Origin of the sequence: Thalassotalea sp. Y01 (assembly GCF_012932945.1) — a bacterium.
Taxonomy (GTDB): Bacteria; Pseudomonadota; Gammaproteobacteria; order Enterobacterales; family Alteromonadaceae; genus Thalassotalea_A.
Genome location: NZ_JABBXG010000005.1, coordinates 291,454 through 315,995 on the forward strand (window position 1 = coordinate 291,454; position 24,542 = coordinate 315,995).

The window sequence follows — 24,542 nt, forward strand, 5'->3', positions numbered from 1 at the left end:
TGCCGCTATAGGTACTAATTTAACGTTAACTGTTTGAAAAGGTTAATGTCTTGTATGAGCTGTGAGTTCAACTGGTGAGTGCAGCATTTTAAAGTCACCTCGAACCTGATAGAGGTTGCGGCCGTCGCCGTAATGAGGCACAGGATGTACTATTGCAAATTGTTTGCTGGGTGACGGCTGGGTTCTTTATGAAAACAAAAGGGCGGTTCAGTAAACTGACCCGCCCTTTGTTGTGTCTACCTATGACGTTTGTTGGCTTAACATTCGATGATGTTGACCGCCAAACCACCACGTGAGGTTTCTTTGTATTTCGTTTTCATATCTTGACCTGTGTCCCACATAGTCTTGATCACTTTATCCAAAGAGACTTTCTGCGTACCAGTGCCACGCATGGCTAAGCGAGACGCGTTAATCGCTTTTACCGCACCCATTGCATTGCGCTCGATACATGGTACTTGAACCAAACCACCAACAGGATCGCAGGTGAGGCCAAGGTTATGTTCCATACCGATTTCTGCGGCATTTTCTACGTGTTTTGGGCAACCACCCATAATTTCAGTTAACGCACCGGCGGCCATTGAACAAGCAACACCAACTTCACCCTGACAGCCCACCTCAGCACCAGAGATAGAAGCATTGGTTTTATACAAAATCCCTATCGCCGCGGCAGTCAATAAATAACGAATACAATCGTCATCGGAAACCGGTTTTACAAACTTATTGTAGTAACACAGTACGGCAGGGATGATACCTGCGGCACCGTTTGTTGGTGCTGTGACCACTTGTGAACCGGCGGCGTTTTCTTCATTAACCGCCAGTGCAAATAGGTTGACCCAATCCATCGCTTGTAAAGGATCGGCGTTCTTTTCAACAGTCAGCAAGCGATGTAAGTTTGGTGAACGTCGTTTTACGTTTAAGCCTCCTGGTAAGGTGCCTTCGGTAGTCATGCCACGCTCGACACAGGCATACATGCATTGCCAAATTTTTAATAATTCATCACGAATGTAGCTTTCATCATTAAGGCACTTTTCATTGGCCATCATAATCGACGAAATGCTTAACCCGCTTTCATCACACAGTTTCAATAACTCATCAGCGGTGGAAAAACGGTATGGGCGTTCGATGTTGGCATGGAACGACAATGCTTTGTCTTTCTCCTTTTCAAACTCACTGTCTTCTACGATAAACCCGCCACCAATTGAGTAGTAGGTTTTTTCCAAAACTAAGTTGTCAGCATCATAAGCAAAAATAGTCATCGCATTGGCATGCGCAGGCAATGTCTTGCGACGATGATAAATAATGGCGTCACTTTTTGGGAAGTCGATTTCACGCTCATGATTAAGCTGGATCTTTTCGCTTTTTACCGTGTTTTCGAGGATCTTGTCGATATTCTCAACGGCCACGCTTTCAGGGGCCTCACCATGTAGACCGAGAATGCAAGCTTTGCCTGTACCGTGGCCAATACCGGTTTGCCCTAAAGAACCAAACAGTTCTACTTTGATACGAGTGACGTCATCAAACACATTGTTTTGTTTTAGCGACTCGATAAAACGGTTTGCGGCACGCATTGGGCCGACGGTGTGAGAGCTCGATGGACCGATGCCAATCGAGAACATATCAAATACACTGATCATCTTGTTACCTGAAACTCTTGTTGCTGCCTAAATTTGGATGTTAGGCTTTTTGTTGAAATAATATTCGGATATTACCGTAAATTACCAAATAATCACAGCAACACTGTGGGTAAAATTGATTTTATTTGAGGTGTCGGACCAGATCTTTGAGCATCGCTGCGGTCGCACCCCAAATGTTGTAGTGTAAATATGGCATAAAATGGACGTTATGCGTAGTGCCGCGGCGACTGATGTTAAAGGATAAGTGATTACCCTCATCAATAAAATGATCGAAAGGGACAATAAACAATTCGGCCACTTCACCATGGTCAATAACAAACGGATAATTTTGGGGGACAAAACCAATATACGGGGTAATTTGATAACCGGTGATCACATGGTGTGGTTTTAACTGGCCAACAATTTGCACATCCGTTGGTTTGACGCCAATTTCCTCATCGGCTTCACGTAATGCGGCGTGTAACAAACTGGCATCGGCGTCTTCGACCTTGCCCCCTGGAAAACTGATTTGCCCTGGGTGATGTTTTAAATGCGCGGCGCGTTTGGTTAACACTACTTCAATGCGATCGCCGTTTTCGACTAATGGAATAAGTACGCTGGCTTGACGTAAGTCACCAGCGTGTTGATAGGCGTTTTCTATTTTACTCAGGTTTTGAAAATTGAATCGTTGCAAAAACTGCTGCTTGTTCATCAAAAGCCCTTAATTAAGATTGGCGTTTATCACATGATAATTTCATCATAACAAGAAAGCCCGGATACGTCATGAGACGATTCCGGGCTTAGAGGCAATCACTGTTACCATATTTTGATCAGTTGTTATTGGCCAAAATAGGCAAGATTTTGGCGACCTTATCAAAGGTTTCTTGGTATTCACTATCAACCTTCGAATCAGCTACCAGACCACCACCTGCCCAACAATGTATTTTGTCTTGTTCGCATACTAAGGTGCGAATGGTTATTGATGTATCCATTTTGCCACAGGCCGATAAGTAGCCAATCGAGCCACAGTAAACACTGCGTCGATGGGGTTCGAGCTCTTCAATAATCTGCATGGCGCGGATTTTTGGAGCGCCGGTAATCGAGCCGCCAGGGAAGGCACCTCGAAGCAAGTCGGTAGCGGATTTATTCGGGCTTAACATGCCCTCAACGGTACTGACCAAATGATGCACCGCGGGAAAGCTTTCAATGGCAAATAACGATGGCACTTTAACGCTGCCGGGCAAACATGCTTTAGAAATATCGTTACGCAGTAAATCGACAATCATTAAATTCTCGGCACGATCTTTACTGGCGTTTTGCAGTTCTTTGGCATGAGCGTTGTCAAATTCAACAATGTCAGAGCGCGGTCGCGTACCTTTAATTGGTTTTGTTTCGACGCGCTGATTATGTATTTGCAAAAAGCGCTCTGGCGATACGCTGAGAATGGCACCGTCATCGAATCGCATAAATGCTGAAAACGGCGCATTGTTGTGCTTACGTAATGTCAGGTAGGCGTCAAATTCATCGCCCTCATACAAGGCGCTAAATCGCTGTGCTAGGTTGATTTGATAACAATCACCTGACAGTAAATATTGTTGCACTTGAGCAAATTTTTGCTTGTATTGCTGTTGGCTCATATTCGCTCGCCAATCACAAGCCAAGCTAAACGGCGTGATTGATTTCGTCTTCGCGCTGCTTACTTTGTGTTTAATGTCTTGCGCCAAGGCGTCTATATCATCGTGCCAGCTTACTAGTGTATAGGTTTGCTGTTTGCGATCAAAGATGATTGCTTTGCTGTATATGCCTACCGCCATATCGGGCAAACTGATATCCATCAGTGCTGTTGCCGGTAATGATTCATAACGACGGCCTAAATCATAGGCAAAATAGCCTAATGCACCGCCACAAAACGGGATGCTGTCATGTTCTTTAATGTTGTTGGCAAACACGCTAGCGCTGGCTTGGTCGACTAAGGTAAGAGGATCGTCTTGACTGATGGTCAGCTGGTCATTGTAACGGTCATAGACTTTGGTCACATTAATCGAAGTGGTTAGGGTGATAAGCGGATCAAACACCAGAATGTCAAAGCGACAATCTGGATGCGCGCTGTCACCAGAATCTAGCCAAAAGCTCCAGGGTTCACTTGCAAAGGCGCGTGCAAGCTCAATAATGCTGATGTCGTTATCAAAACATAAAGTTCGTGTTTGATAGCTATTGCTTGTTTGGTGGTTCACGGTCGTGGCTAATCAACAAGGTTTGATATTTTCTGGCGGCTATTGTAGCAGAGTTATAATGAATTTCATCAATGTGTTATTGAGATAAACGCCTTGCAGGAGTATTATACGTGCACTTTTATATACAAAACCGACCTGCGATACCAAGGATGTCATTTAGTTGGTATGTTCACTCACTGATATGCGGGTTGCACCACGGTTCGTGACGAACGGTCACTGATAGCAAGATATAAACGAGAACACTTAAACGAGAAGACTATGACGGTTATTAAGCAACAAGACTTTATCGACAGCATCGAAGATGCGTTGCAATACATTTCTTACTACCATCCATTGGATTACATCCAAGCGCTAGAAAAGGCTTATCATAAAGAGCAAAGTCAAGCAGCGAAAGATGCAATCGCGCAGATTTTGATCAACTCACGCATGTCAGCAACAGGTAAACGACCTATCTGTCAGGATACGGGTATTGTGACTTGTTTCGTTAAAATCGGCATGGACGTTAAATGGGATAAAACGGATTTAACGGTACAGCAAATGGTTGATGAAGGTACGCGTCGAGCTTATAACAACCCTGACAACCCATTAAGAGCCTCTATTGTTGCTGATCCTGCCGGCAAGCGCACCAATACCAAAGATAACACGCCGTCTGTTGTGCATATCGATATGGTCGCCGGTGACAAAATTGAAATCATGATCGCGGCCAAAGGCGGCGGGTCTGAAAACAAAACCAAAATGGCGATGCTTAACCCAAGTGACTCGATTGCTGATTGGGTTGAAAAAACGTTGCCAACCATGGGCGCTGGCTGGTGTCCACCGGGCATGTTAGGTATAGGCATCGGTGGTACCGCTGAAAAAGCTGGTGTACTTGCTAAAGAAAGCCTAATGGATCCGGTTGATATTCAAGAATTAATTGACCGAGGCCCAGAAAATGCAGAAGAAGAATTGCGTTTAGAAATCTTTGACCGTGTCAATAAGCTAGGTATTGGTGCACAAGGCCTTGGTGGTTTAACCACCGTGGTTGATGTGAAAATCAAATCGGTACCAACTCATGCCGCGTCTAAGCCTGTGGTAATGATCCCTAACTGTGCGGCAACGCGTCACGTGCATTTTTATTTAGATGGTTCGGGCCCTGCTAATTTACAGCCACCAAAATTGGAAGAATGGCCTGAAGTGACATGGGAAGTTGGTGAAAACGTTCGTCGTGTAAATGTTAACGACTTAACCAAAGCCGATATCGCCGACTGGAAAACCGGTGAAACGGTATTGTTGTCGGGTAAAATCTTGACCGGTCGTGATGCGGCACATAAACGTATTCAACAACTGCTTGAATCAGGTGAAGGCTTGCCAGAAGGCGTCGACTTTACCAACAAGTTTATCTACTACGTTGGTCCAGTTGATGCGGTAGGTGATGAAGTGGTTGGCCCTGCAGGTCCAACAACAGCAACTCGCATGGATAAGTTCACTGAAATGATGCTTGCCGATACTGGCCTATTGGGCACCATTGGTAAAGCTGAACGTGGTCCTAGTACCGTAGAAACCATCAAAAACCATAAGTCGGTGTACTTGATGGCCGTTGGTGGTGCAGCATACTTGGTATCAAAAGCGATTAAGAACTCTCGCGTGGTAGCCTTTGAAGAGCTGGGTATGGAAGCCATCTACGAATTTGACGTAGAAGACATGCCAGTGACCGTGGCGGTTGATAGCGAAGGCGAGTCAGCGCACGTCACTGGGCCGGCAATCTGGAAAGCGAAGATTGCCGAACTGGACGAAAAACTGAGCGTCTAGTCATCCAGAAATAACATAAAAACGCACCGCTAAGAGTGCGTTTTGTTTATTTAACAATAGACATAATTCGACACAACAAACGACAAGAGTACTATGAAAACATTAATAAATAGCAGTCTAGCGCTTGCCTTGATGGCACTGATGCCACAAGCAATGGCGGATACTGAGGTTTTGACCGTTGATAAACTTAACAGTCTTAATCAAGTCCACAGTGTGTCCATCTCTCCCGATGGCAGCACCTTGGTTTACGGTATCCAAAAAGGCCAAGAACGTGGCAATAACCACCTTTATCTGCACGATGTGAAATCAGGCGAAGTACGCCAACTGACCTCTCACAAGGCATCTGAAAGCTCTGTTAATTGGAGCAAAGATGGCAAAGGCGTGTATTTTCTATCGTCTCGCAATGGCTCATCACAATTGTGGTATTTGCCACTAACCGGTGGTGAAGCGCGTCAAATAACCAACTTTCCGCTGAACGTCGAAGGCTACAAGTTAAACCAAGACGAAAGCAAAGCAGCGTTTGCGTTTACCGTTATGCCAGGTTGTGAAAGTTTTGCTTGTACGCAAGAAGCAATTGCCAAAGAACAAAGTAAAAAACACAATACCCGAGCTTATGACAAGCTGATGGTGCGTCATTGGGATGTGTGGCTTGATAACTTTAACTCGCACATTTTTGTCGCCGATATCAGCAAAAACAAAGTCACCACAGAAGCCAAAGATGTTATGGCTGATTGGGATACGGACTTTGCCGGTATGTCACAAATATCGTTCAGCGCTGATGGTGCTAAATTGGCGTTTTCAGCCAAAGCACCCGGGGTTGACCACGCATGGCACACTAACTGGGATATCTTTGAGGTTGATTTAGCAAGCTACAAAATCAGTAACCTGACTGAAGCCAATAAAGCCTGGGATGCTATGCCAGTGTATTCATCTGACGGTAAGTACTTGGCATGGAAAGCAATGCAAACACCAGTATATGAGTCAGACAAGTACACGCTAAACGTCAAAGACCTACGCAGCGGTGATGTTAAACAAGTTGCTTCATTGTGGGATCGTTCAATCTCAAGCTTCCAGTTTGACCAAGACAATCGCTCGGTTATCGCCATTGCCCAAGATTTAGGCCAACAATCAATATTTTCAATCGACATTAACTTTGGTGAAGTTACGACCGTATTTAACGACGGTTATGCCGGTAATGTATCGATTGCCGGCGATCAGTTGTATTTCACTCGCCACAACATTGCTAACCCAACCGATGTCTACAGCATTGCCAAAGATGGCTATGGCTTAAAACAGTTAACCAATGTCAATAAAGACAAGTTAGCGAACATCAGCATGGGCGAATTTGAACAATTTAAATTCAAAGGCTGGAACAACGAAGACGTACATGGTTACTGGGTAAAACCGGCAAACTTCAAAGAGGGTGAAAAATACCCAATAGCGTTCCTAGTTCACGGTGGCCCTCAAGGCAGCTTTGGTAACATGTTCCACTATCGTTGGAATGCACAACTTTGGGCAGCGCAAGGTTACGGCGTGGTCATGGTCGACTTTCACGGCTCAACTGGCTACGGTCAGGCATTTACCGATTCAATTTCAGGTGACTGGGGTGGTAAACCACTAGAAGACCTGCAAAAAGGTATGGATTACATCGTTGACAAACAAAGCTGGTTAAACCGCGATAAAGCCTGTGCGTTAGGCGCATCATACGGTGGTTACATGATGAACTGGATCATGGGTAATTGGTCAGACGGTTTTAACTGTGTTATCAACCACGCTGGCTTGTTCGACATGAAGAGCTTTTATAATGTGACCGAAGAATTGTGGTTCCCAGAACATGACTTTTCAGGTCCATATTGGCAGTTTAAAGAAAACTACGACAAGTTTGACCCGTCACGTTTTGTTGATAACTGGAAGATGCCAATGTTAGTGATCCAAGGTGAATTGGATTATCGTGTACCGTACGGTCAATCTTTAGGGGCGTTTACGACCCTACAACGCAAAGGTATTGAGTCACGTTTGGTGATGTTCCCAGATGAAGATCATCATATTCGCAAACCAGATAACCTAAAAGAGTGGTACCGCGAAGTATTTGCGTGGATGGAAAAGAATCTGAAATAAGGTCATTTCATCAGCAAAACATAAAATCCCGTCATAGCTCAGTTATGGCGGGATTTTTTATTGGCTTTTCATAAACTTGGATTCGTGCTTTAATAACTGTAAATATAAACAGTATCTGTAAGCAGATACTTGATAAGAAGAAAACCTCATGACGACAGACATGTTTTTGATGCTCATCAGCGCAGCCAGTGTGCTGCTACTAATCATGCTAACGCTTGTGCTGATGCAATTGAAGCAACTAAAAAGCCAAGCAGGGCAAAGCGATAAAGACAACGCGATATTAGCGGAAAAGTTAGAGCAAATTAATAAAGCGACAGGTCAACAAAGTCAGTTACAAAGCGCCTTTGTCACGGCGACGCAACAGGCATTAACCCAGCTGCGTTTGACCTTAACCGAGCAATTAGCTGGTCACAAAGAGCAGTTTAATAAAAATCAAATAGATGCCATCAATCAATTGGTTGAGCACTTGCAAAAGAGTACCGCACAAAACCGCGATGAGCTCAGTAAATCGATGCAGGCCAATGCTGAGGTGCTGGCTAAGCGCATGAACGAGTTAACACAAAGTACAGACAAACGCTTGCAAGATATCTCAGCGGGCGTTGAAAAGCGTTTATCAGAAGGCTTTGATAAAACCACCAAAACCTTTAATGACATTGTTAAGCGACTGGCGCTAATTGATGATGCTCAACGTAAAATCACTGAGCTATCGACCAATGTGGTGAGTTTACAGGAAGTACTTGCCGATAAGCGCTCTCGTGGTGCGTTTGGTGAGGTGCAATTGAATGCGTTGATACGTAATGTACTACCAGAAAAACACTTTGCTATTCAGCATACCTTGTCGAACAGTAAAATAGCCGATTGTATATTATTTTTGCCACAACCGACCGGTAACATCGTCATTGATTCGAAGTTTCCTTTGGAAAGCTATCGTAAGATGACAGAAGTGGGGATCAGCGACGTCGAACGCAAGGGCTACCAAAACCAATTTAAACAGGATATTAAAAAACACATTAATGACATCAGCGACAAGTACATCATAAACAATGAAACCGCCGATGGCGCCATTATGTTTTTACCCGCAGAAGCGATTTTTGCTGAAATCCATGCTCATTTCCCTGAATTAGTTGAGTTGGCCTATCGCTCTCGCGTATGGCTTACCTCACCAACGACGTTAATGGCGGTATTAACCACGGTTCGCAGTGTGTTAAAAGATGAAGCAACCCGCCAGCAAGTCCACATCATTCAAGAGCATTTGCACAAACTTGGTGGAGACTTTAGTCGTTTTCGTGACCGATTTGATAATCTCGCTCGCCATATTGACCAAGCAGCGACCGACGTCAAACAGATACACACATCGGCGAATAAAATCAGTAGTCGCTTTACTAAAATTGAACAGGTCGATTTGGCTGATAATGACAGCGACAACAAAAGCGCCAGCATGTTAGAAAATCTGGCGCCGTAAGTTAGCAATTAATTTTACTAACGCAATCTATATATTTGAAATGACGTTGATAAAAACCATCGTCAATAAGATAGGGCAGACGTAACGTAAGTAGTTTGCCCATATTTTTAACCATGGCTTTTCTGCCAGTACGGCTTTATCTGCGAGCTTGTTACCGCGCTTATAAATCCATCCGACGACGATAAAGTAGAACAGACCCATGATTGGTAACTGGAATGAATTTACCCAGTTGATCACCGCGCCAAATAAGCTATCAAAGTTAAACACTAAGGTCATACTTGCTGCCAATACAATAAGCGAGACAATACATGTTGACTTAAAGCGTGAATAATTTTTGTCTTCAACCAAATAGGCGACAGGTACTTCCGTTGAGGAAATGGTTGATGTTAGCGCTGCCATCGACATCAGTGTAAAGAATACCAAGGACACATAAATACCTATGTCGCCCATAGAATCAAATAGGGCAGGTAAAGTTGAGAATATCAGTTGTGGACCACCAATTAATTGACCATCAATGAACACTTGCTGGCCCATATGTTGGGCAACAAACAAGGTTGGGATGATCAATAAACCCGCTAAAAAAGCGATTAAAGTATCTAGCGCACCAATAGAAATCACTAATTTTCCAATATCGGCGTCTTTTTTCATATAAGAGCCATATACCATCATGCCACCGACACCAATCGACAAGGAGAAGAACGCTTGCCCCATGGCCGAGATGATTAATTTAGGATCGCCAATTTGTGAAAACTCAGGGGTCAGGTACATGGCGACACCTTCGCTCGCACCCGGTTGCTGTAGAATATATATGATCAGACCTATCAATAACACAAACAGTACCGGCATCAAACGTGATGACCAACGTTCAATACCGCTGTGAACACCACGATTAATGATTAGCGCACTGAGCACAATAAAAATAGGCGTAAACGCCAAGTTACGAGCAACACTAGAATCGGCTAGCCACGCAGCGGCACTATCAAAACCCAGCAATGACATTAACGGAGACAGAGCGTGCGACAACATCCAACCGGCAACAATGGAATAAAAGCTTAGCATTAAGATGGCGCCAAGTAAGCCAAATAAGCCGGCGTAACGGCCTAATCGTTTAGACACGTCCTGACAGGCATCTTCTAACGCACCAACCGGGTTTTTTTGCGCTTGGTTACCCAAATATATTTCCGCAAATAGAGCCGGAAACGCCAGGAGTACGGTTACGATTAGGTAAACCAAGACAAAGGCGCCACCGCCATTGTTTGCTGCTTGCGTCGGAAAACCCCATACATTACCTAGACCGATAGCTGAGCCGGCTGCCGCAAGGACAAAGCCTATTCTTGAATGAAATGAATCTCTAGTTACTGACATAATGAAAATTATTTTTGTTATTGTAATAAAGCAGTTGTCAATAACACACAATTTAACGCCAATAGGCAAGCAAAACTTAATGCTTTGCAAATAAACCGGCTTCAATTGTTGAAAATATGCGCAGATAGTAAAATTTGCTGTTGCGAAGTAAAAAGTGCTGGTCAGCGCGAAAGCGGCTTATTATCATGTTTGCCGTTAATTGGCTGTAATGCACTCATTGTATATCGACAGCTAAAAGTAAACCTGAAATATAACTGCTAGAAATATAGATTATGCTGCAATATAAAATCGTTCCTGTTACGCCATTCATGCAAAATGCCACCATTATTTGGTGCGACCAAACCATGCAAGGAGCCATTATTGACCCTGGTGGTGAAACGGAATGCCTGCTCGCAGAAGTGAGCGCATTGGGAATAACACTGAGCAAACTATTATTAACCCATTCCCATGTTGATCACGCTGGCGGCACGCAAGATATTGCCGACACATTAAACCTTCCGATTGAGGGGCCTCATCGCGACGATCAATTTTGGATTGATATTTTTGAGCAGCAGATTCAGCAATTTGGTTTTCCTGGCGCTCGTGTGTTTAGCACTAATCGCTGGCTGGAAGAAGGCGATACAGTAACGGTCGGCGAGGAAACCCTTGAAGTTTATTTTTGCCCTGGGCATACCCCCGGCCATGTGATTTTCTTTCACCGGGACAGCAAACTTGCGCAAGTAGGCGATGTTTTATTTAAAGGCTCAATTGGTCGCACCGACTTTCCAAAAGGCGATCACGCCACGTTGATCAACGCCATTAAAACCAAACTATGGCCACTTGGTGATGATGTTCGCTTTATACCTGGACATGGTCCTATGGGCACGTTTGGCGAAGAGCGTCGCAGTAACCCCTTTGTTGGTGATTCTGTAGGTTAAAATCAAGTGTCAACAGTGACACAACACCTAGACGATCAGGCAAGTATTGTGAATATGGTTAACGGTCATGTATTCAGTTAGTAAGTTATACGTCGTCAGTATCCATTTGCCCTGACATACGGCGACGAATGTGCGACCACGACATACCTATGGCTAGAATCGCTGCCAATATGATTAATATTACCCAGGTAAAGCCACCGGCTTCTTGTAAGCTGATCCAGCCCCAGGAGATAAATAGCCATACCAAGGCGCCAAAAAATACCGCAGCTAAAATTAGACCAATCGTACCAAGAGAGCGCAGGGTCGCTCGAATATAAATGATCCAACCAATCAATAACGCCACACCGGCCAGTAAAACCAACGGTGCAAAGCCCGCGTTTGCCGCCCAATGGACAAACGAAAAGCCACTCGGGTTATAGGTCAATAAAACCAATATTAAGGCAAATATGAAGCGTATACCGACACCTTGGGGGGTGATTTCTTTCATTGAATGTCTCTCATCTTTCTGTTGGCTATGGTGTTAAGCGTTAGCGGGCTTAAATAGCCTTGCAAACATACAAAGCGACTAAAATAGATAAAGTTGCTAAAAGCTACTAAGAGTTTAGTTCAGATTTTTAAAGTTGTTATTGGTAACTGACCATCTAGCTTGGGTGAGCTATTAATCTAGCTCGTCGGTTAAATATGTTTTGCTATTCTTTTCTTGTGCTGAAAGTGTATATTATCAATGTGTTGCCGTATCATCTTGGGTTTAGATTTAGCAAGCTCATTCAGTAACTGTAAGCGCTTTCTTAATGCAGGCGTTGATCCTCACTGCTTTTCTACCATACTGAAAGATATTCGCGTGTAAAAAAGGGACAAAGCAAATGACCGTTGTTGAAGTTGATCACCCATTGATCCGCCATAAACTTGGCTTGATGCGATGTGATGGCATCAGTACTAGGGACTTTCGTGAGCTAGCATCGGAAGTTGGTTGCTTACTTACATACGAGGCATGCAAAAATTTTGCCTTAGAAAAAACCAAGATTGAGAGTTGGAATGGGCCGATAGAGGTCGACCAAATTCGAGGCAAAAAAGTCACCGTGGTGCCGATTCTTCGAGCGGGTCTAGGCATGATGGATGGCGTATTAAAACTTATTCCTAATGCTCGAATTTCCGTGGTAGGCATGTATCGTAACGAAGAAACGTTAGAGCCTGTGTTTTATTTCGAGAAGCTTGCCGGCGAGATTGATGAACGCGTTGCTTTGGTTATTGACCCTATGTTAGCGACGGGTGGCTCTATGGTGGCAACGATTGATCTGCTTAAGCAACGTGGGTGCCGCAAAATCATTGCCTTAGTCTTAGTTGCCGCGCCAGAAGGCATAGATGCTTTGCTGCAACATCACCCCGATGTAGAGCTTTATACTGCTGCAATTGATGACAAACTCAATGAGGATGGCTATATCTTGCCAGGGCTCGGTGATGCGGGCGATAAGATCTTTGGTACCAAATAGTATTTTCGACATACGACATCTAGTCATACCTAAACATCTCTCAGCACCAAGCGTGCAATAAAATCCAGACAAAAAAAGAGCAGGGAATACCTGCTCTAAGTTAACTTAATTGCAACTAGCACGTTGCAGTGAACTTTGATGAAAGATGAAGTGGTCTATCCTTTAACCTCCTAGTCCAACAACCGAGGAAACAAACGCACTTTCCAGGGAATAACACGCCACGAAGGCACACACAACAGATACGGTAATTAAGATACGTTTGGTCATGTTTCTTCCTCTCCTTTTGAACACTTTTAATTGTAGGCATAGATTGCTAAAAACTGGACATGGATATTGCGAGGAATCTAAAAGCTTTTTATTGTCAGCTAAGTGTTTGTTTCTTCGATTTATAATAAAATTCTTATAGAGAAAAATCAGGTTTTCATCAGGTTTTATCTGACCTGCAGTGTAATTAATTGTGAACGGATAGATAAATGATCTGTTTTATGAAAGTTTTCATTCGCCATTCCATTGGCCGTTAAAACAATGTTAGGATCGCCGTGTAGCCAATAAACGCTCGAGAAAATAAATAACGAGCGAATCTATAAATAGCGCTAGCTAATAATGCAACAATTGAATTATGTTTGGGGAAAACCATAATGGATAAAATGCGAGTCGAAATTGACCTATCAGGTCACGATGTAAACTGTAAGAACACGGTAAGTGATGTGATTTGCCAACAACTTTTGTCTTTAAAAGACGATTTTGTTGAGCGTTTAGCGCGTGTGTCTAACCAATTTTGTCCTAAGGCTGTCGTTGACATGGACAGTTTCAACGTTGACTCAGCCGATATCCAACAAAACCAAGGCACAGTGCAAGTAGGCTTTGGCTATCAGTCTTTTCATGACTTTGAAGATGTGCAAACACAACAGCATATTAAAGAGAACTGGCGTTTTGAGCTAGCTCAACAAAAAGCCGTGTTTGAATTGGATCTTCCTGAATTGCATCCTGTCCACGAAATTTAAAGGACGGCCATCGAATTAGGTGGTATATCGCTTGAAAACTTAACTGTTCAGTTTCATTAAAGTCTTGTTTGCAAATAACGTCTTTGTAAATAAACCTGAATGGCAAGACAAGCGATACATAATCAAAATAAAAAGCGCAGCATCAGCTGCGCTTTTTTATGGATATAAACATCTACCTAACGCGCGATATTAATGACGACCACGCATGTCACCGGATAATTTATTCGTGTCTTCTAACTGACTGCCATCGAGTTCAGGACTATCTGGTTGCGGCACAGTATAGCTGCTACCGCTAAAACCACCAGCAATTATATGGCATTGATGTTCGCTCAAAAGAGTCATTGTCTTGGCTGCAGGTTTAGATGTCGCTGTGTGTGTTATTTTTGCTTCGCTAGTGTTGGTCATTCAGACCTCCTTGTCATGGTGTTTTATCGCCAAAGGTTCGTCATCCTGACAAACCCAAATGATGAGGTGTTACCTACTAAGTGTGAAATAGACTGACGTGAAGTCAATATATTAGGACAACAAAAAAGGCGCCAAAGGGCACCTTTTGATTAGATAAAAATAATCAAACGATTAGATTAGCTTAGAAACCACATTGACGCCCTTGGTTTTGTTGGTCTAACCATGCTTTTAGTGGAGCAAAGTAGTCTAAAATGGCGCTGGCATCCATTTGCTCACTACCGGTTAAGATTTTATGCGCTTGTTGCCAAGGCTGGCTAGAGCCCATTTCCAATACTTGATTCAATTTAGCACCGGCTTCCTTGTTGTTGTAAATAGAACAACGGTTGATAGGGCCTTCATAACCGGCCACTTCACATAACGCTTTATGGAATTCAAATTGAAGAATATGGGCCAAGAAATAACGTGAATATGGCACGTTCCCTGGTACATGGTACTTGGCACCTGGATCAAAATCGTCAGCAGCACGTGCAATTGGTGCACCAACACCTTGATACTGTTGACGTAATTGCCACCATGCGGTGTTGTAGTTTTCAGCTGTAACTTCACCGTTAAATACTTTCCAGCGCCACTGATCAACCAATAAACCAAATGGAATAAAGGCCACTTTCTCAAGCGCCATTTTCATTAATAAGCCGATGTCTTTTGAGGCATCCGGTACGGTATCAATTAATCCAATTTCTTTTAAATAGGCTGGGGTTACAGATAAAGCGATGGTATCACCAATAGCTTCATGAAATCCGTCATTGGCACTGTTTTGAAATAGCACGGATTGAACTTTGTAGGCGCGTTGATAGACGTTATGACCTAACTCATGATGGATAGTAGAAAACTCTTCACCTGTTTTTTGGATACACATCTTGATTCGGATGTCGTCTTGCGAATCTAGATTCCAAGCTGACGCGTGACATACCACGTCTCTATCTTGTGGTTTGGTAAACAGTGAACGTTGCCAGAATGTGTCTGGTAGTGGCGCAAAACCTAGCGACGTGAAAAAGTTCTCCGCGCCTTTGACCATATCCAATTCGCTGTAATTGTGCTTAAGCAATTGTTGAGTGACATCATAACCTGGATCGGCGTTTTCAGGTGCGACCAAATCGTAAACATTGCCCCAGCTTTGTGCCCACATATTACCCAATAAATGTGCTGGAATTGGTCCACCTTGAGGAACTTTGTCTTCACCATAATGTTCACCTAATTTGGCGCGTACGTGACAATGCAAGGCATCGTAAAGTGGTTTGACTTGGCCCCAAAGGCGATCAAGTTCTTGGCCGAACTCGTCAGCTGGCATATCATAATTTGAACGCCACATCGCGCCTAAATCGCTATAACCTAAGCCTTGAGCACCTTCATTAGCGAGTTTGACTTCACGTTCAAACAATGGTTTCATCTCTGGGCTTACGGTGCGCCAACCGCGCCATGCTTCAAGCAGTGCGTCATAGTCTCGGGACTCTGCTAACACTTTTGAAAGTTGACCTAAATTGAATGTTTCGCCTGCCTCGTTGGTGTACGTACCTTTACCATACATGCCGCCTAAATCTGAGGCGATTTTCGCCAACTCGGCACTTTTCTTAGAGTCTTGAGGTGCCGGTAAAACCAACGCTTGTTTTAAAATATCAAGTTTTCGACGTTGCTCAGCGCTTACTTGTTGACCATCATATTTAGCCGCTTGTAAGGCAAAACGCACGCCTGCTTCAGAGTACTCTTTACCTGCGCTCGCCGCTAATGCAGCGGTATCTTCAGTAATAAAATTTTGGTAAACCCATTCAATTTTCGACGATTCATTAATTAAACGCGTCATTTCTTGTTCGGTTTCGACAAGGAATTCTGCCACAGGTTGCAAGGTGTCTGCTTGGGTTGATTGGTCGGCTTTTGCAGCGATAGGTGCTTTGCTTACAACTTTATCGGTGTCGTCAGAACATGCAGTAGTTGCAAGTGCTGAAGCGATGACTATCGCCAGAGAACTTTTGATTAATTTCATAGGTATCCTGATGTTTTCGTTATGCTTGGTCATCTCGGTGAGTTATTGTTGATAACCCATTGGTGGTCATAGTAGAAGCGGGACGCCAAGCTATTTTTATTAGACGCAATGAGTATAGGATAATGGTGATGGAGGTTAAAGCGTTAGGCACAAAAAAAGACCCATTGGCAATATTGACAGATCGAGCCATTGGGTCCAGGGAGAACGTGTTCGGTTATTTAAAACCAGATTTAACACTGATTTACTAAGTATGGTTGCTGTGTATATTTTTGCTTAATATTTGTACGATTTTTTTCAATTGAATTTTGCTTGCCTGATAGAAAAAAGCATATCGTGTTTTAAGCTCGGATAGGCGCACATAAAACTTGACAGAAATAGTGCTTCCTGTCATTTTAAACAGGTGTTTGAATTAGGCCGCTAGTGGTCGTTTCACAAATTAAATAACAGAATAAGCGCACCCATGGATACGAAAACAAAAATATTAAATGCAGCTGAAATCCTGTTCGCTGATAAAGGCTTTACATCAACTTCGCTACGAGAGATCACCAGTGAAGCAGAGGTAAATCTGGCCGCGGTCAATTATCATTTTGGTTCTAAAAAAGAATTGATTAAAGCGTTAATGAAACGCTATCTCGATGAGCTGAATCCACCTTTAGTGGCGTCATTGAATGCGGTAAACCAACAAACCCCTAAGCCGTCATTGAATGACGTGTTTGAGGCATTTGTTGAACCGTTGTTATCATTGAATGAGTTTCGTGAGAACGGCACCAGTATCTTCTTACAGTTATTGGGACGAAGCTATATCGATAGTCAGGGCTTTTTACGTTGGTTTATTACCACCAATTACCCGCACATCATCGATAATTTTGTTATTGCGGTTGAAAAAGCCTATCCAGAGTTGACCCGTGAAGAAATATTCTGGCGTCTGCATTTCACAATGGGCACCGTGGTTTTCACCATGTCATCGTCTGCTGCATTGATCGATATCGCCGATAATGATTTTGGCAATAAAGTTGATGTGGCAGGTGTAATAAAACGCATTATTCCTTACGTCGCGTCAGGTGTTGGCGCTCCGATTACCCGAGATTAAACATGGCATTATTGATGGTTGATGTTGACGGCGTTGAGCTAAACGCTGAAGACAAAGACATTTTGGCGCACCCTAAAGTTGGTGGCCTTATTTTGTTTTCCCGAAATTTCACTGACATCGAGCAGTTATGTCAGTTAACCCGTGCCATAAAGCAGGTTAACCCCAAGTTATTGATTGCCGTGGACCAAGAGGGCGGCAGGGTACAACGCTTTCGACAGGACTTTTCAGCTATCCCTGCGATGGGAAAAATTTTTCCAAGCTTTGCACAAATTTGTGATCAAGCTGAAGCGCTGCAAAAATCTCAACAGTTTGCTCAAGCGATGGGATATTTGATGGCCCGCGAGGTACAAGCGAGCGGTATCGATATCTCTTTTGCGCCGGTGTTAGATCTTGATGATGTATCTGAAGTGATCGGTGACCGCGGTTTTCATCGCGATCCCGCCATAGTTAACGCACTTGGCGATGCATTTATTGTTGGCATGCATCTAGCCGGTATGAAAGCCACAGGGAAACACTTTCCAGGCCACGGCAGCGTTAAAGAAGACTCACATATTGCCATGCCGATTGACAAGCGCAGTAAACAACAAATATTTGCCAAGGATATTCAAACCTTTGAGCAGCTCAATGACAAAGGCATGCTTGATGCGATGATGCCTGCGCATGTGATTTACCCAAACGTTGATCAACACCCTGTTGGTTTTTCGCGTCTCTGGTTACAGGATATTTTACGCCAACAAATGGGCTTTGATGGCGTGCTGTTTAGTGATGATCTATCAATGCAAGGCGCTACAGGTGTCGGTGGTTTTGTCGAACGCTGTGAAGCGGCAGCGACGGCGGGTTGTGATATGCTGTTGGTGTGTAATAATCGCCAAGGTGCAATTGCAGCCATTGAGCAAGCGAGTATCAATGCTTCCGACCTTATGTCAGTGCAACGAATTCAGCTGATGTTAAATACAACACCTCGTCCGTGGTCATCACTTGGTGATGATGCTGTATGGCAATCATGTCGACAACAGTTACAGGCATTTAATGCAATGGTTTAACCGTTGGCACCGATAAATATAAAAATAATTAAAAACAAACCAATGAAATCCAGACTAGTGTTACTTATTGCGCCTTTATTGGCGCTGCTCTGTTACTTTAGCTTACTCAGCACCGGCTTAACCCATGAAGCGTCTGTCACCGCGGCGATCACGTTATTGACCGTGGTATTTTGGGTTACTGAAGCACTGCCTATTCCTGCGACATCGCTTATTCCATTTGCATTGCTTCCTATCTTTGGCGTGCTTGATCACAAAGGCGCGGCATCGGCATTAGGCTCCCATGTGATCCTATTGCTTATGGGCGCCTTTATGCTGTCGAAAGCGTTGGAAAAGAGCGGGGCGCATGAGCGATTGGCGGTGTACATGGTAAACCTTATTGGCGTGTCTAGCGCACGTCGTTTGGTATTAGGGTTTATGTTAACCAGCGCCATATTAAGCATGTGGATTTCAAATACCGCAACGGTATTGATTATGTTGCCAATGGCCATGGCCTTATTGGCTCACGTTGATAATGAACGCCTAAAGATAGCGTTAATACTTGGTGTTGCTTACGCATCAAGTGTAGGTGGCGTGGGAACCTTAATCGGTACACCGCCTAATGTAATCTTCGCCGGCATCTATGAAGAGCATACCGGTCAGGAATTTGGTTTCTTAGAATGGATGAAAATTGGTGTACCAGTAGTGTTCTTGGCGGTACCGTTAATGGCGGTTTGGTTAACTCGCGGCTTGAAACTCAATGAATCCATTACCTTGCCAAAACCAGGGGCGTGGCGCATTGAAGAATCCCGTACTTTGTGGGTGTTTGGTTTGACTGCCTTGGCCTGGATTTTTCGAAAAGAGCCGTTTGGTGGCTGGAGCGGTCTTATAGACGGTGCAGGTATCGGCGATAGCACTGTCGCTTTAGCCGCTGTGGTACTGATGTTTGCTATCAGTAATGGCAAAGGAGGCCGTTTGCTTGATTGGAAGACGGCGAAGAAAATCCCTTGGGATATGCTATTGTTGTTTGCTGGTGGTATTGTTATTGCCAAAGGTTTTGTTGCCTCAGGTTTATCCGATATGCTGGGAACCTGGCTTGCCTCGTTAGCGCATCTTCCATTGCTTGTAATGTTGTTGCTGATTTGCTGGGTGGTTACTTATCTAACCGAAATCACCAGTAACACAGCGACGGCGACCTTGTTGATGCCAGTACTGGCTGTGGCGGCTCTCTCTGCCGGTTTTGATGCCAAAGTATTTATGATCCCAGCAGCCATATGTGCCAGTTGTGCCTTTATGTTGCCGGTGGCAACGGCGCCAAATGCGATTGCCTATGGCACAGGCAAAATTACTATAGGCCAGATGGTGAGAGAAGGGGCGATATTAAGTTTTGTGGTTGCCATGCTGGTGGCATTTATCTGCTATTTATTGCTTTAAGCAAGACAATGACATGGCTCTATAGCGAGCATAGTTTCAACAGTATATTTTTAAAGTGGCGGAAGGTGACGTCCGGTTTGAGCGATACTCGGACGTTGAAATCAAGAGGGAGTTACATGAAAAAATTACTATGGACGGCATTATCAGCGACGGTCTTTTTAAGCTCGAACGTAGCTGCTGAGAACTCTCTTAACGCCCCTAAATTACCTCATGGGCAATTAGTAAGAACGGTATTTAACGATGTTAATATATGTGTATACCGAAGAACACCCGAAGATATTAAGCATTTAAAAGAAAAGTACGCTGAATCAGACGCTTCACTTCGCTCCCAAAATGAAGAATTTTTTATTTTTGATTGTGTCACACCGAAAGGGTGCTTTATTAGTTTCAAACCTAAAGGTAAGGCGGCAATAGAATATCGAAACGTTCATGAAAATGGTGGCTTGTTGGATGAGTGTTTTGGTTTAGAATATGACTTTACTGGCAGGCTATTTAATTCGAAAAGTGATAGCGATATGAATTTAAAAATACCTACGCATCACTTTGATAAAGATGGGAAAGTAATATTTCCTTAAAGGCTCAAGTGAGCGATAGCAGGTTACTATAATCAAAATGGAACTTAGTAGTGGCATTGTCTAAAAACCATAAGAAGTTAACGACTATATTTCTGATAAAAATATTCGTGATATTTTTATTATTAACTGTCGCTCTCGGTTATCAGATACTTCAATCAACATCAGAGTCTGAAATATCTTATTGGGTTGGTGTAACAAGCTTTGGCTCTGTGAATTCGACCTCAATTTTTCTAACATCAGTAGTGATATTGTTCACTTTTATTTATGGTGCTTATCAGATAATTTTTCAAAAAGACAAATTCAAGGAGTTTGAAAAAGCATCGCAGAAAAAGAAAGCGAATCCATTAAAGTTACCTGTATCACTTAAAGTTTTATTGATTTCTGTGACAACTTTTATTTTGCTAACACTGATTGTTTAATAAGTTACATTGAACGGCAGTTCATGGCACAAAACGGCCCCTCAAAGCCACCTCGAAACGAAGGGAGATCCCATCCAAAGGCATGATGGGATGACGGTGAATTCTTTCTATATATGAACGACTCCAAATGGCACAAAGCGGAAACTATTAGTTTCAAGTGATCTGACCCCTTGAAACAAGTGATCTGACCCCTTGAAACAAAATGTGCGCTATTTAGGAAACAGCAAATACAAATTTAAGTTCAATGACAATCCTTCGGGATCACCTGGCGCAGATTCAAGCCAATATTTAAAACCTCCACCAATTAAAATGGGTTGGCCGCTGACTTCGAAATATTGTGAAGCGGTTATCGTTAAAGGGATTGACCATTGATCTTCATTCCAGTTGTAATTGGACTCAGAGGTCAATTCAATTGTCATCGCAGCTTCGGTGGTGTAATCATAAAACGGTTGAATAAAAAAATTACTGTAACTGTCACCGATACTTCCTTCAGCAGAATAATACTGAGTGGCTAGGAAACCATAAGTGCGAGGGCCATCGACGGTCAATGCGATAAAAGAACCACCGATACCGTGCTCGTCAAAACCTAAATAGTCATCACTTGCGGTATCTAGCTGAACATACGGTCCATAACCCATAACCCATGATCCAACCATTGTCGGTTGGCTTAGTGGGCGAAAAGAATAAGCTTTCAGAGACATCACCAATACCGCTTTGTGATCCCGCACCTGGGAAAATATCGTCCTGCTTAATAATTGGCAAAATAGTACGTGTTATTAAGTTCCAATATTCATTAAGCTCAATAGGAATGATTGGTTGGACAAATATCGTGGTTCTGGTTCCATCATCCTCAGGGCCGATATTGTCGTTGTACTCTATTTGAATAGGCACGATAACCATCGTCGTTAAGGGGGTGGCAATCTCTTGTGCGAGATCTTTAGAATTGGATTTCTCTGCTGCACAAGCAAAGCTAATGCATCATTGATGCGAGTAAGCCAATACTAATTTTTTTGATAGTATTTTTCACAAGAATACTCTTCTTTAATACCTTACAAACCTTTGGCCCAACCATCACTTTAATTCAGATGCAATGACGCTCGGTTTTATAACGACTGGTGTTTTCTTATCTAAAAAGTTATTGAGGCATTTATTCCAGTTATCTCGTTTAAATATTACGTTAATTAGTAATACAGTTAATTAATAATGCACTTTTGATAATAGCGCAAAAATGTATAGCTAGATTCGCCAAACTAGCCTTACCAACCTAGTCCTGTAAATACCGTCGATTTAGCGGGGATAAATATTGCTAGGTGGTTATAGTCTTGCTAGCTCATGTAATATTAGTCGAGCCAGTTTTTTTGATTGGCGTGTTTAGCCAAATACAATAGGGCGACGGCAATAATGATCACCAATAAAGGCATGACCATCGCTGATTGTCCAAAGATAGCGACGCCATCATTGAGCATAAACGTATGTACGTTTTGCACAATCACGCCAAGTAAACTGAGCAACAATAAAATAATCGCCAGTCGTTTGCGCAGAGCGAGCATTAAACAGCCTAAGCTGCCGGCAAATACGGCGATGGCAAAGGCAGTCATAGCCCACGTTGGCATGGTTTGATAAAATGCTTGTTGCGCATCAGAAAGACTGGACATAACGTCAGCATTATTGACTGGGCCCATCAAATAGGCCATGACGCCCATTAAATTCCAGATCAGGGCTACAACGGCAACAGGAGCGAACCATTTCGGCGCAGGGTGTAAGGTATCATTCATAAGCAATTCCAGCTGGTAAAGGATAATCTTAGCTTATCGTATTACCCGTGAAATGGCTAATGCAGTCAATGGCTTAGCGCCATAATTAGGCTTTAGGAAAGTACTTGTTTATCAAGGCCGTTAAATCATTGGCTTTTAGCGGTTTAGCCAAAGCATCACAAATACCAGCGGACAAGCACTCGAGCTTGTCGGTCATTGAAAGATTAGCGCTAACGGCAATGATCGGTGTGCTGGAATTGCGATTGTCGGCCTTTATTTTCTTGGCGGTTTCCAGACCATTCATGCCTGGCATGCGCAGATCCGTAAGAATGATATCGAATTGATGTTGATGACAAAGCTTTATCGCTTGTTCACCGCTTTGTGCACTCATAACATCAAAATTAAGGTTGTTAAGAAAGTAACTAGGTACCACGATATTCATTTCTAAATCATCAACGACTAAGGCTTTCTTACCTTGAAAACGCTGACGTTCACAGATTCTGTGCGCTGAGCTTGGCGCGTTTTTCTGAGCAAAACTTAGCTTGAAACTAAAGCGACTGCCCTGACCAATGTCGCTATCAACACTCAGCTTTCCGCCCATTTTGTCGATAATACGACTGGCAACCGATAAGCCTATACCTGAGCCAAAGTGGCGTTCGCTTTGATCTGATTGATAAAATGCGTCGAAGATTTTATCTTGCTCTGACTTGGCGATACCGACACCAGTATCGGTCACACACACATTAAGTTGAACGTTATCTTTTTCACCTTCGCAACTGAAGGTAATGTTGATTTCACCTTGTTCGGTAAATTTAATGGCGTTGTTGATCAGATTTATAATGACTTGGAATAGTTTACTTTCGTCACCCAATAAATAGTAATCGATAGGGGTTAACGAGGTAAATTTTACGTTTACATCATTTTTTCGATTGATGGTTGCGACTACTTTTTGCAATTGCTCGAAGGTATAACCTAAATTAAATACCTTTTCATTTAAGGTTAGTGCGTTAATTTCAAAGTTAGTGGCATCAAGGATATCTTCAATGACCGTCGATAAATGCTCTGTTGTTTCGGCAATGTCATCAATGTAACGGAATACTCCGTGGTATCCCTGACTGGCAAGTGTCGAGTTAGCATTGTCTGATGATTCAATCGACGCTTGTACTTGCTGAAATTCATTTTGGGTGATCTCGGCAAGCCCTGAAATGGCATTTAACGGTGTGCGTATTTCATGACTTAGCTGCGCTAAAAATTCGGTCTTTTCTCGGTTCGCTTTGAGAAGTTCTTGCTCTAATCGCTTTTGCTTGGAGATATTGGTCGCCGAGCCGGCTAGGGCGATAACTTTATTATCTCGATCGGTGATCGCTGCCTTGGTGGTTAAAAACCAAGACAGACTGCCATCTTTGACACGTATTTCTTCTTCAATTTTAATGGTTTCAGCGTTTTTAATTAGTTTTTTATCGGTATTGATAATATGATCACGGGTTTTCTCATCAAAACTGAAAATGTCCGCATCGGTTTTGCCTATAACTTGTTGGCGATTTATACCGGTCTCTACTTCGTAGGCGCGATTAACAAACAAATGTTTACCATCAACATCTTTTACAAAAATGATTGAGTCGATCGCATCGAGCACCGACATAAATAGGTGATCATGGCTGCCTTCAATTTGGTGCTGAAAACTAAACGCATCAATATGTTTACTGATGATATCAAAAATGTGATGAGGATCTGACATTAGGGCTTAAATTATCACGGGTTTGTTTTTCATTAATATTGCCATAATATCGCCGTTGATGACATGACTTGTTATCATT

The 24,542-nt window shown here is 43.1% G+C and carries 21 protein-coding genes; 10 read left to right on the forward strand and 11 right to left on the reverse strand.

All coding sequences use genetic code 11. The features are described 5' to 3' along the window. Positions 1 to 257: 257 nt before the first annotated feature. From HII16_RS09615 to pabB, 3 genes are all read right to left on the reverse strand, one after another. A complete protein-coding gene (locus HII16_RS09615) occupies positions 258 to 1,634 on the reverse strand; it encodes an L-serine ammonia-lyase (RefSeq protein ID WP_169129639.1) in 1,377 nt (458 codons plus the stop codon). 121 nt (positions 1,635 to 1,755) lie between these two features. Next, entirely contained in the window at positions 1,756 to 2,325 is a 570-nt protein-coding gene (locus tag HII16_RS09620) for a CoA pyrophosphatase (protein ID WP_169129641.1), read from the reverse strand. A gap of 118 nt (positions 2,326 to 2,443) precedes the next feature. Beyond that, entirely contained in the window at positions 2,444 to 3,847 is a 1,404-nt protein-coding gene (gene pabB, locus HII16_RS09625; protein ID WP_169129643.1) for an aminodeoxychorismate synthase component I, read from the reverse strand. 258 nt (positions 3,848 to 4,105) lie between these two features. Between pabB and HII16_RS09630 the strand changes: the two genes are divergently transcribed. The 3 genes from HII16_RS09630 to HII16_RS09640 all read left to right on the forward strand — a co-directional run bounded on the left by HII16_RS09630 (position 4,106) and on the right by HII16_RS09640 (position 9,215). After that, on the forward strand, positions 4,106 to 5,635 hold the full coding sequence (locus HII16_RS09630; RefSeq protein WP_169129645.1) for a fumarate hydratase: 1,530 nt from the start codon (positions 4,106 to 4,108) through the stop codon (positions 5,633 to 5,635). 93 nt (positions 5,636 to 5,728) lie between these two features. After that, on the forward strand, positions 5,729 to 7,753 hold the full coding sequence (locus HII16_RS09635) for a S9 family peptidase (protein ID WP_169129647.1): 2,025 nt from the start codon (positions 5,729 to 5,731) through the stop codon (positions 7,751 to 7,753). A gap of 148 nt (positions 7,754 to 7,901) precedes the next feature. Further along, the gene (locus HII16_RS09640; RefSeq protein ID WP_169129649.1) at positions 7,902 to 9,215 is read left to right on the forward strand and encodes a DNA recombination protein RmuC; all 1,314 of its coding nucleotides are present in this window, start codon (positions 7,902 to 7,904) and stop codon (positions 9,213 to 9,215) included. A gap of 27 nt (positions 9,216 to 9,242) precedes the next feature. Here HII16_RS09640 and HII16_RS09645 read toward each other — a convergent pair whose 3' ends face one another. Continuing rightward, positions 9,243 to 10,580, reverse strand: a complete 1,338-nt coding sequence (locus tag HII16_RS09645) for a sodium-dependent transporter (RefSeq protein ID WP_169129651.1) — start codon at positions 10,578 to 10,580, stop codon at positions 9,243 to 9,245. A gap of 275 nt (positions 10,581 to 10,855) precedes the next feature. Here HII16_RS09645 and HII16_RS09650 point away from each other — a divergent pair, with 275 nt between their 5' ends. Further along, entirely contained in the window at positions 10,856 to 11,497 is a 642-nt protein-coding gene (locus HII16_RS09650; RefSeq protein WP_211183484.1) for an MBL fold metallo-hydrolase, read from the forward strand. A gap of 85 nt (positions 11,498 to 11,582) precedes the next feature. On the opposite strand, the gene HII16_RS09655 is transcribed toward HII16_RS09650, so the two are convergent. Next, on the reverse strand, positions 11,583 to 11,984 hold the full coding sequence (locus tag HII16_RS09655; protein ID WP_169129655.1) for a DUF6524 family protein: 402 nt from the start codon (positions 11,982 to 11,984) through the stop codon (positions 11,583 to 11,585). A 376-nt stretch (positions 11,985 to 12,360) separates the two neighbouring features. Here HII16_RS09655 and upp point away from each other — a divergent pair, with 376 nt between their 5' ends. Together upp and HII16_RS09665 are read left to right on the forward strand one after the other, a co-directional pair. Beyond that, on the forward strand, positions 12,361 to 12,987 hold the full coding sequence (gene upp, locus HII16_RS09660) for a uracil phosphoribosyltransferase (protein WP_169129657.1): 627 nt from the start codon (positions 12,361 to 12,363) through the stop codon (positions 12,985 to 12,987). Positions 12,988 to 13,625: 638 nt separating this feature from the next. Continuing rightward, complete coding sequence (locus HII16_RS09665; RefSeq protein WP_169129659.1) at positions 13,626 to 13,991, forward strand: hypothetical protein; 366 nt, start codon at positions 13,626 to 13,628, stop codon at positions 13,989 to 13,991. Between the two features lie 189 nt (positions 13,992 to 14,180). Here the strand turns inward: HII16_RS09665 and HII16_RS09670 are convergent, their stop codons facing one another. Beyond that, complete coding sequence (locus HII16_RS09670; RefSeq protein ID WP_169129661.1) at positions 14,181 to 14,396, reverse strand: hypothetical protein; 216 nt, start codon at positions 14,394 to 14,396, stop codon at positions 14,181 to 14,183. Between the two features lie 181 nt (positions 14,397 to 14,577). After that, positions 14,578 to 16,434, reverse strand: a complete 1,857-nt coding sequence (locus HII16_RS09675; protein WP_169129663.1) for a M2 family metallopeptidase — start codon at positions 16,432 to 16,434, stop codon at positions 14,578 to 14,580. A gap of 460 nt (positions 16,435 to 16,894) precedes the next feature. Between HII16_RS09675 and HII16_RS09680 the strand changes: the two genes are divergently transcribed. The 4 genes from HII16_RS09680 (at position 16,895) to HII16_RS09695 (ending at position 20,552) form a co-directional block, all read left to right on the forward strand. Continuing rightward, positions 16,895 to 17,524 carry a TetR/AcrR family transcriptional regulator gene (locus HII16_RS09680; RefSeq protein ID WP_135437305.1) on the forward strand — a complete coding sequence of 210 codons (630 nt, stop codon included), beginning with the start codon at positions 16,895 to 16,897 and terminating at the stop codon, positions 17,522 to 17,524. 2 nt (positions 17,525 to 17,526) lie between these two features. Further along, a complete protein-coding gene (gene nagZ / locus HII16_RS09685) occupies positions 17,527 to 18,567 on the forward strand; it encodes a beta-N-acetylhexosaminidase (RefSeq protein WP_248289570.1) in 1,041 nt (346 codons plus the stop codon). 42 nt (positions 18,568 to 18,609) lie between these two features. Beyond that, entirely contained in the window at positions 18,610 to 19,977 is a 1,368-nt protein-coding gene (locus tag HII16_RS09690; protein WP_169129665.1) for an SLC13 family permease, read from the forward strand. 116 nt (positions 19,978 to 20,093) lie between these two features. After that, entirely contained in the window at positions 20,094 to 20,552 is a 459-nt protein-coding gene (locus HII16_RS09695) for a hypothetical protein (RefSeq protein WP_169129667.1), read from the forward strand. 628 nt (positions 20,553 to 21,180) lie between these two features. Here HII16_RS09695 and HII16_RS09700 read toward each other — a convergent pair. The 4 genes from HII16_RS09700 to HII16_RS09715 all read right to left on the reverse strand — a co-directional run bounded on the left by HII16_RS09700 (position 21,181) and on the right by HII16_RS09715 (position 24,463). Further along, positions 21,181 to 21,609: a hypothetical protein gene (locus tag HII16_RS09700; RefSeq protein WP_169129669.1), complete on the reverse strand. Its 429-nt coding sequence runs from the start codon at positions 21,607 to 21,609 to the stop codon at positions 21,181 to 21,183. Continuing rightward, positions 21,569 to 21,862 carry a hypothetical protein gene (locus HII16_RS09705; protein ID WP_169129671.1) on the reverse strand — a complete coding sequence of 98 codons (294 nt, stop codon included), beginning with the start codon at positions 21,860 to 21,862 and terminating at the stop codon, positions 21,569 to 21,571. Before HII16_RS09705 ends, HII16_RS09700 begins: the two co-directional genes overlap by 41 nt. 449 nt (positions 21,863 to 22,311) lie before the next feature. Beyond that, entirely contained in the window at positions 22,312 to 22,746 is a 435-nt protein-coding gene (locus tag HII16_RS09710; protein WP_169129673.1) for a hypothetical protein, read from the reverse strand. Positions 22,747 to 22,831: 85 nt separating this feature from the next. Further along, complete coding sequence (locus HII16_RS09715) at positions 22,832 to 24,463, reverse strand: ATP-binding protein (protein WP_169129675.1); 1,632 nt, start codon at positions 24,461 to 24,463, stop codon at positions 22,832 to 22,834. Positions 24,464 to 24,542 lie beyond the last annotated feature (79 nt).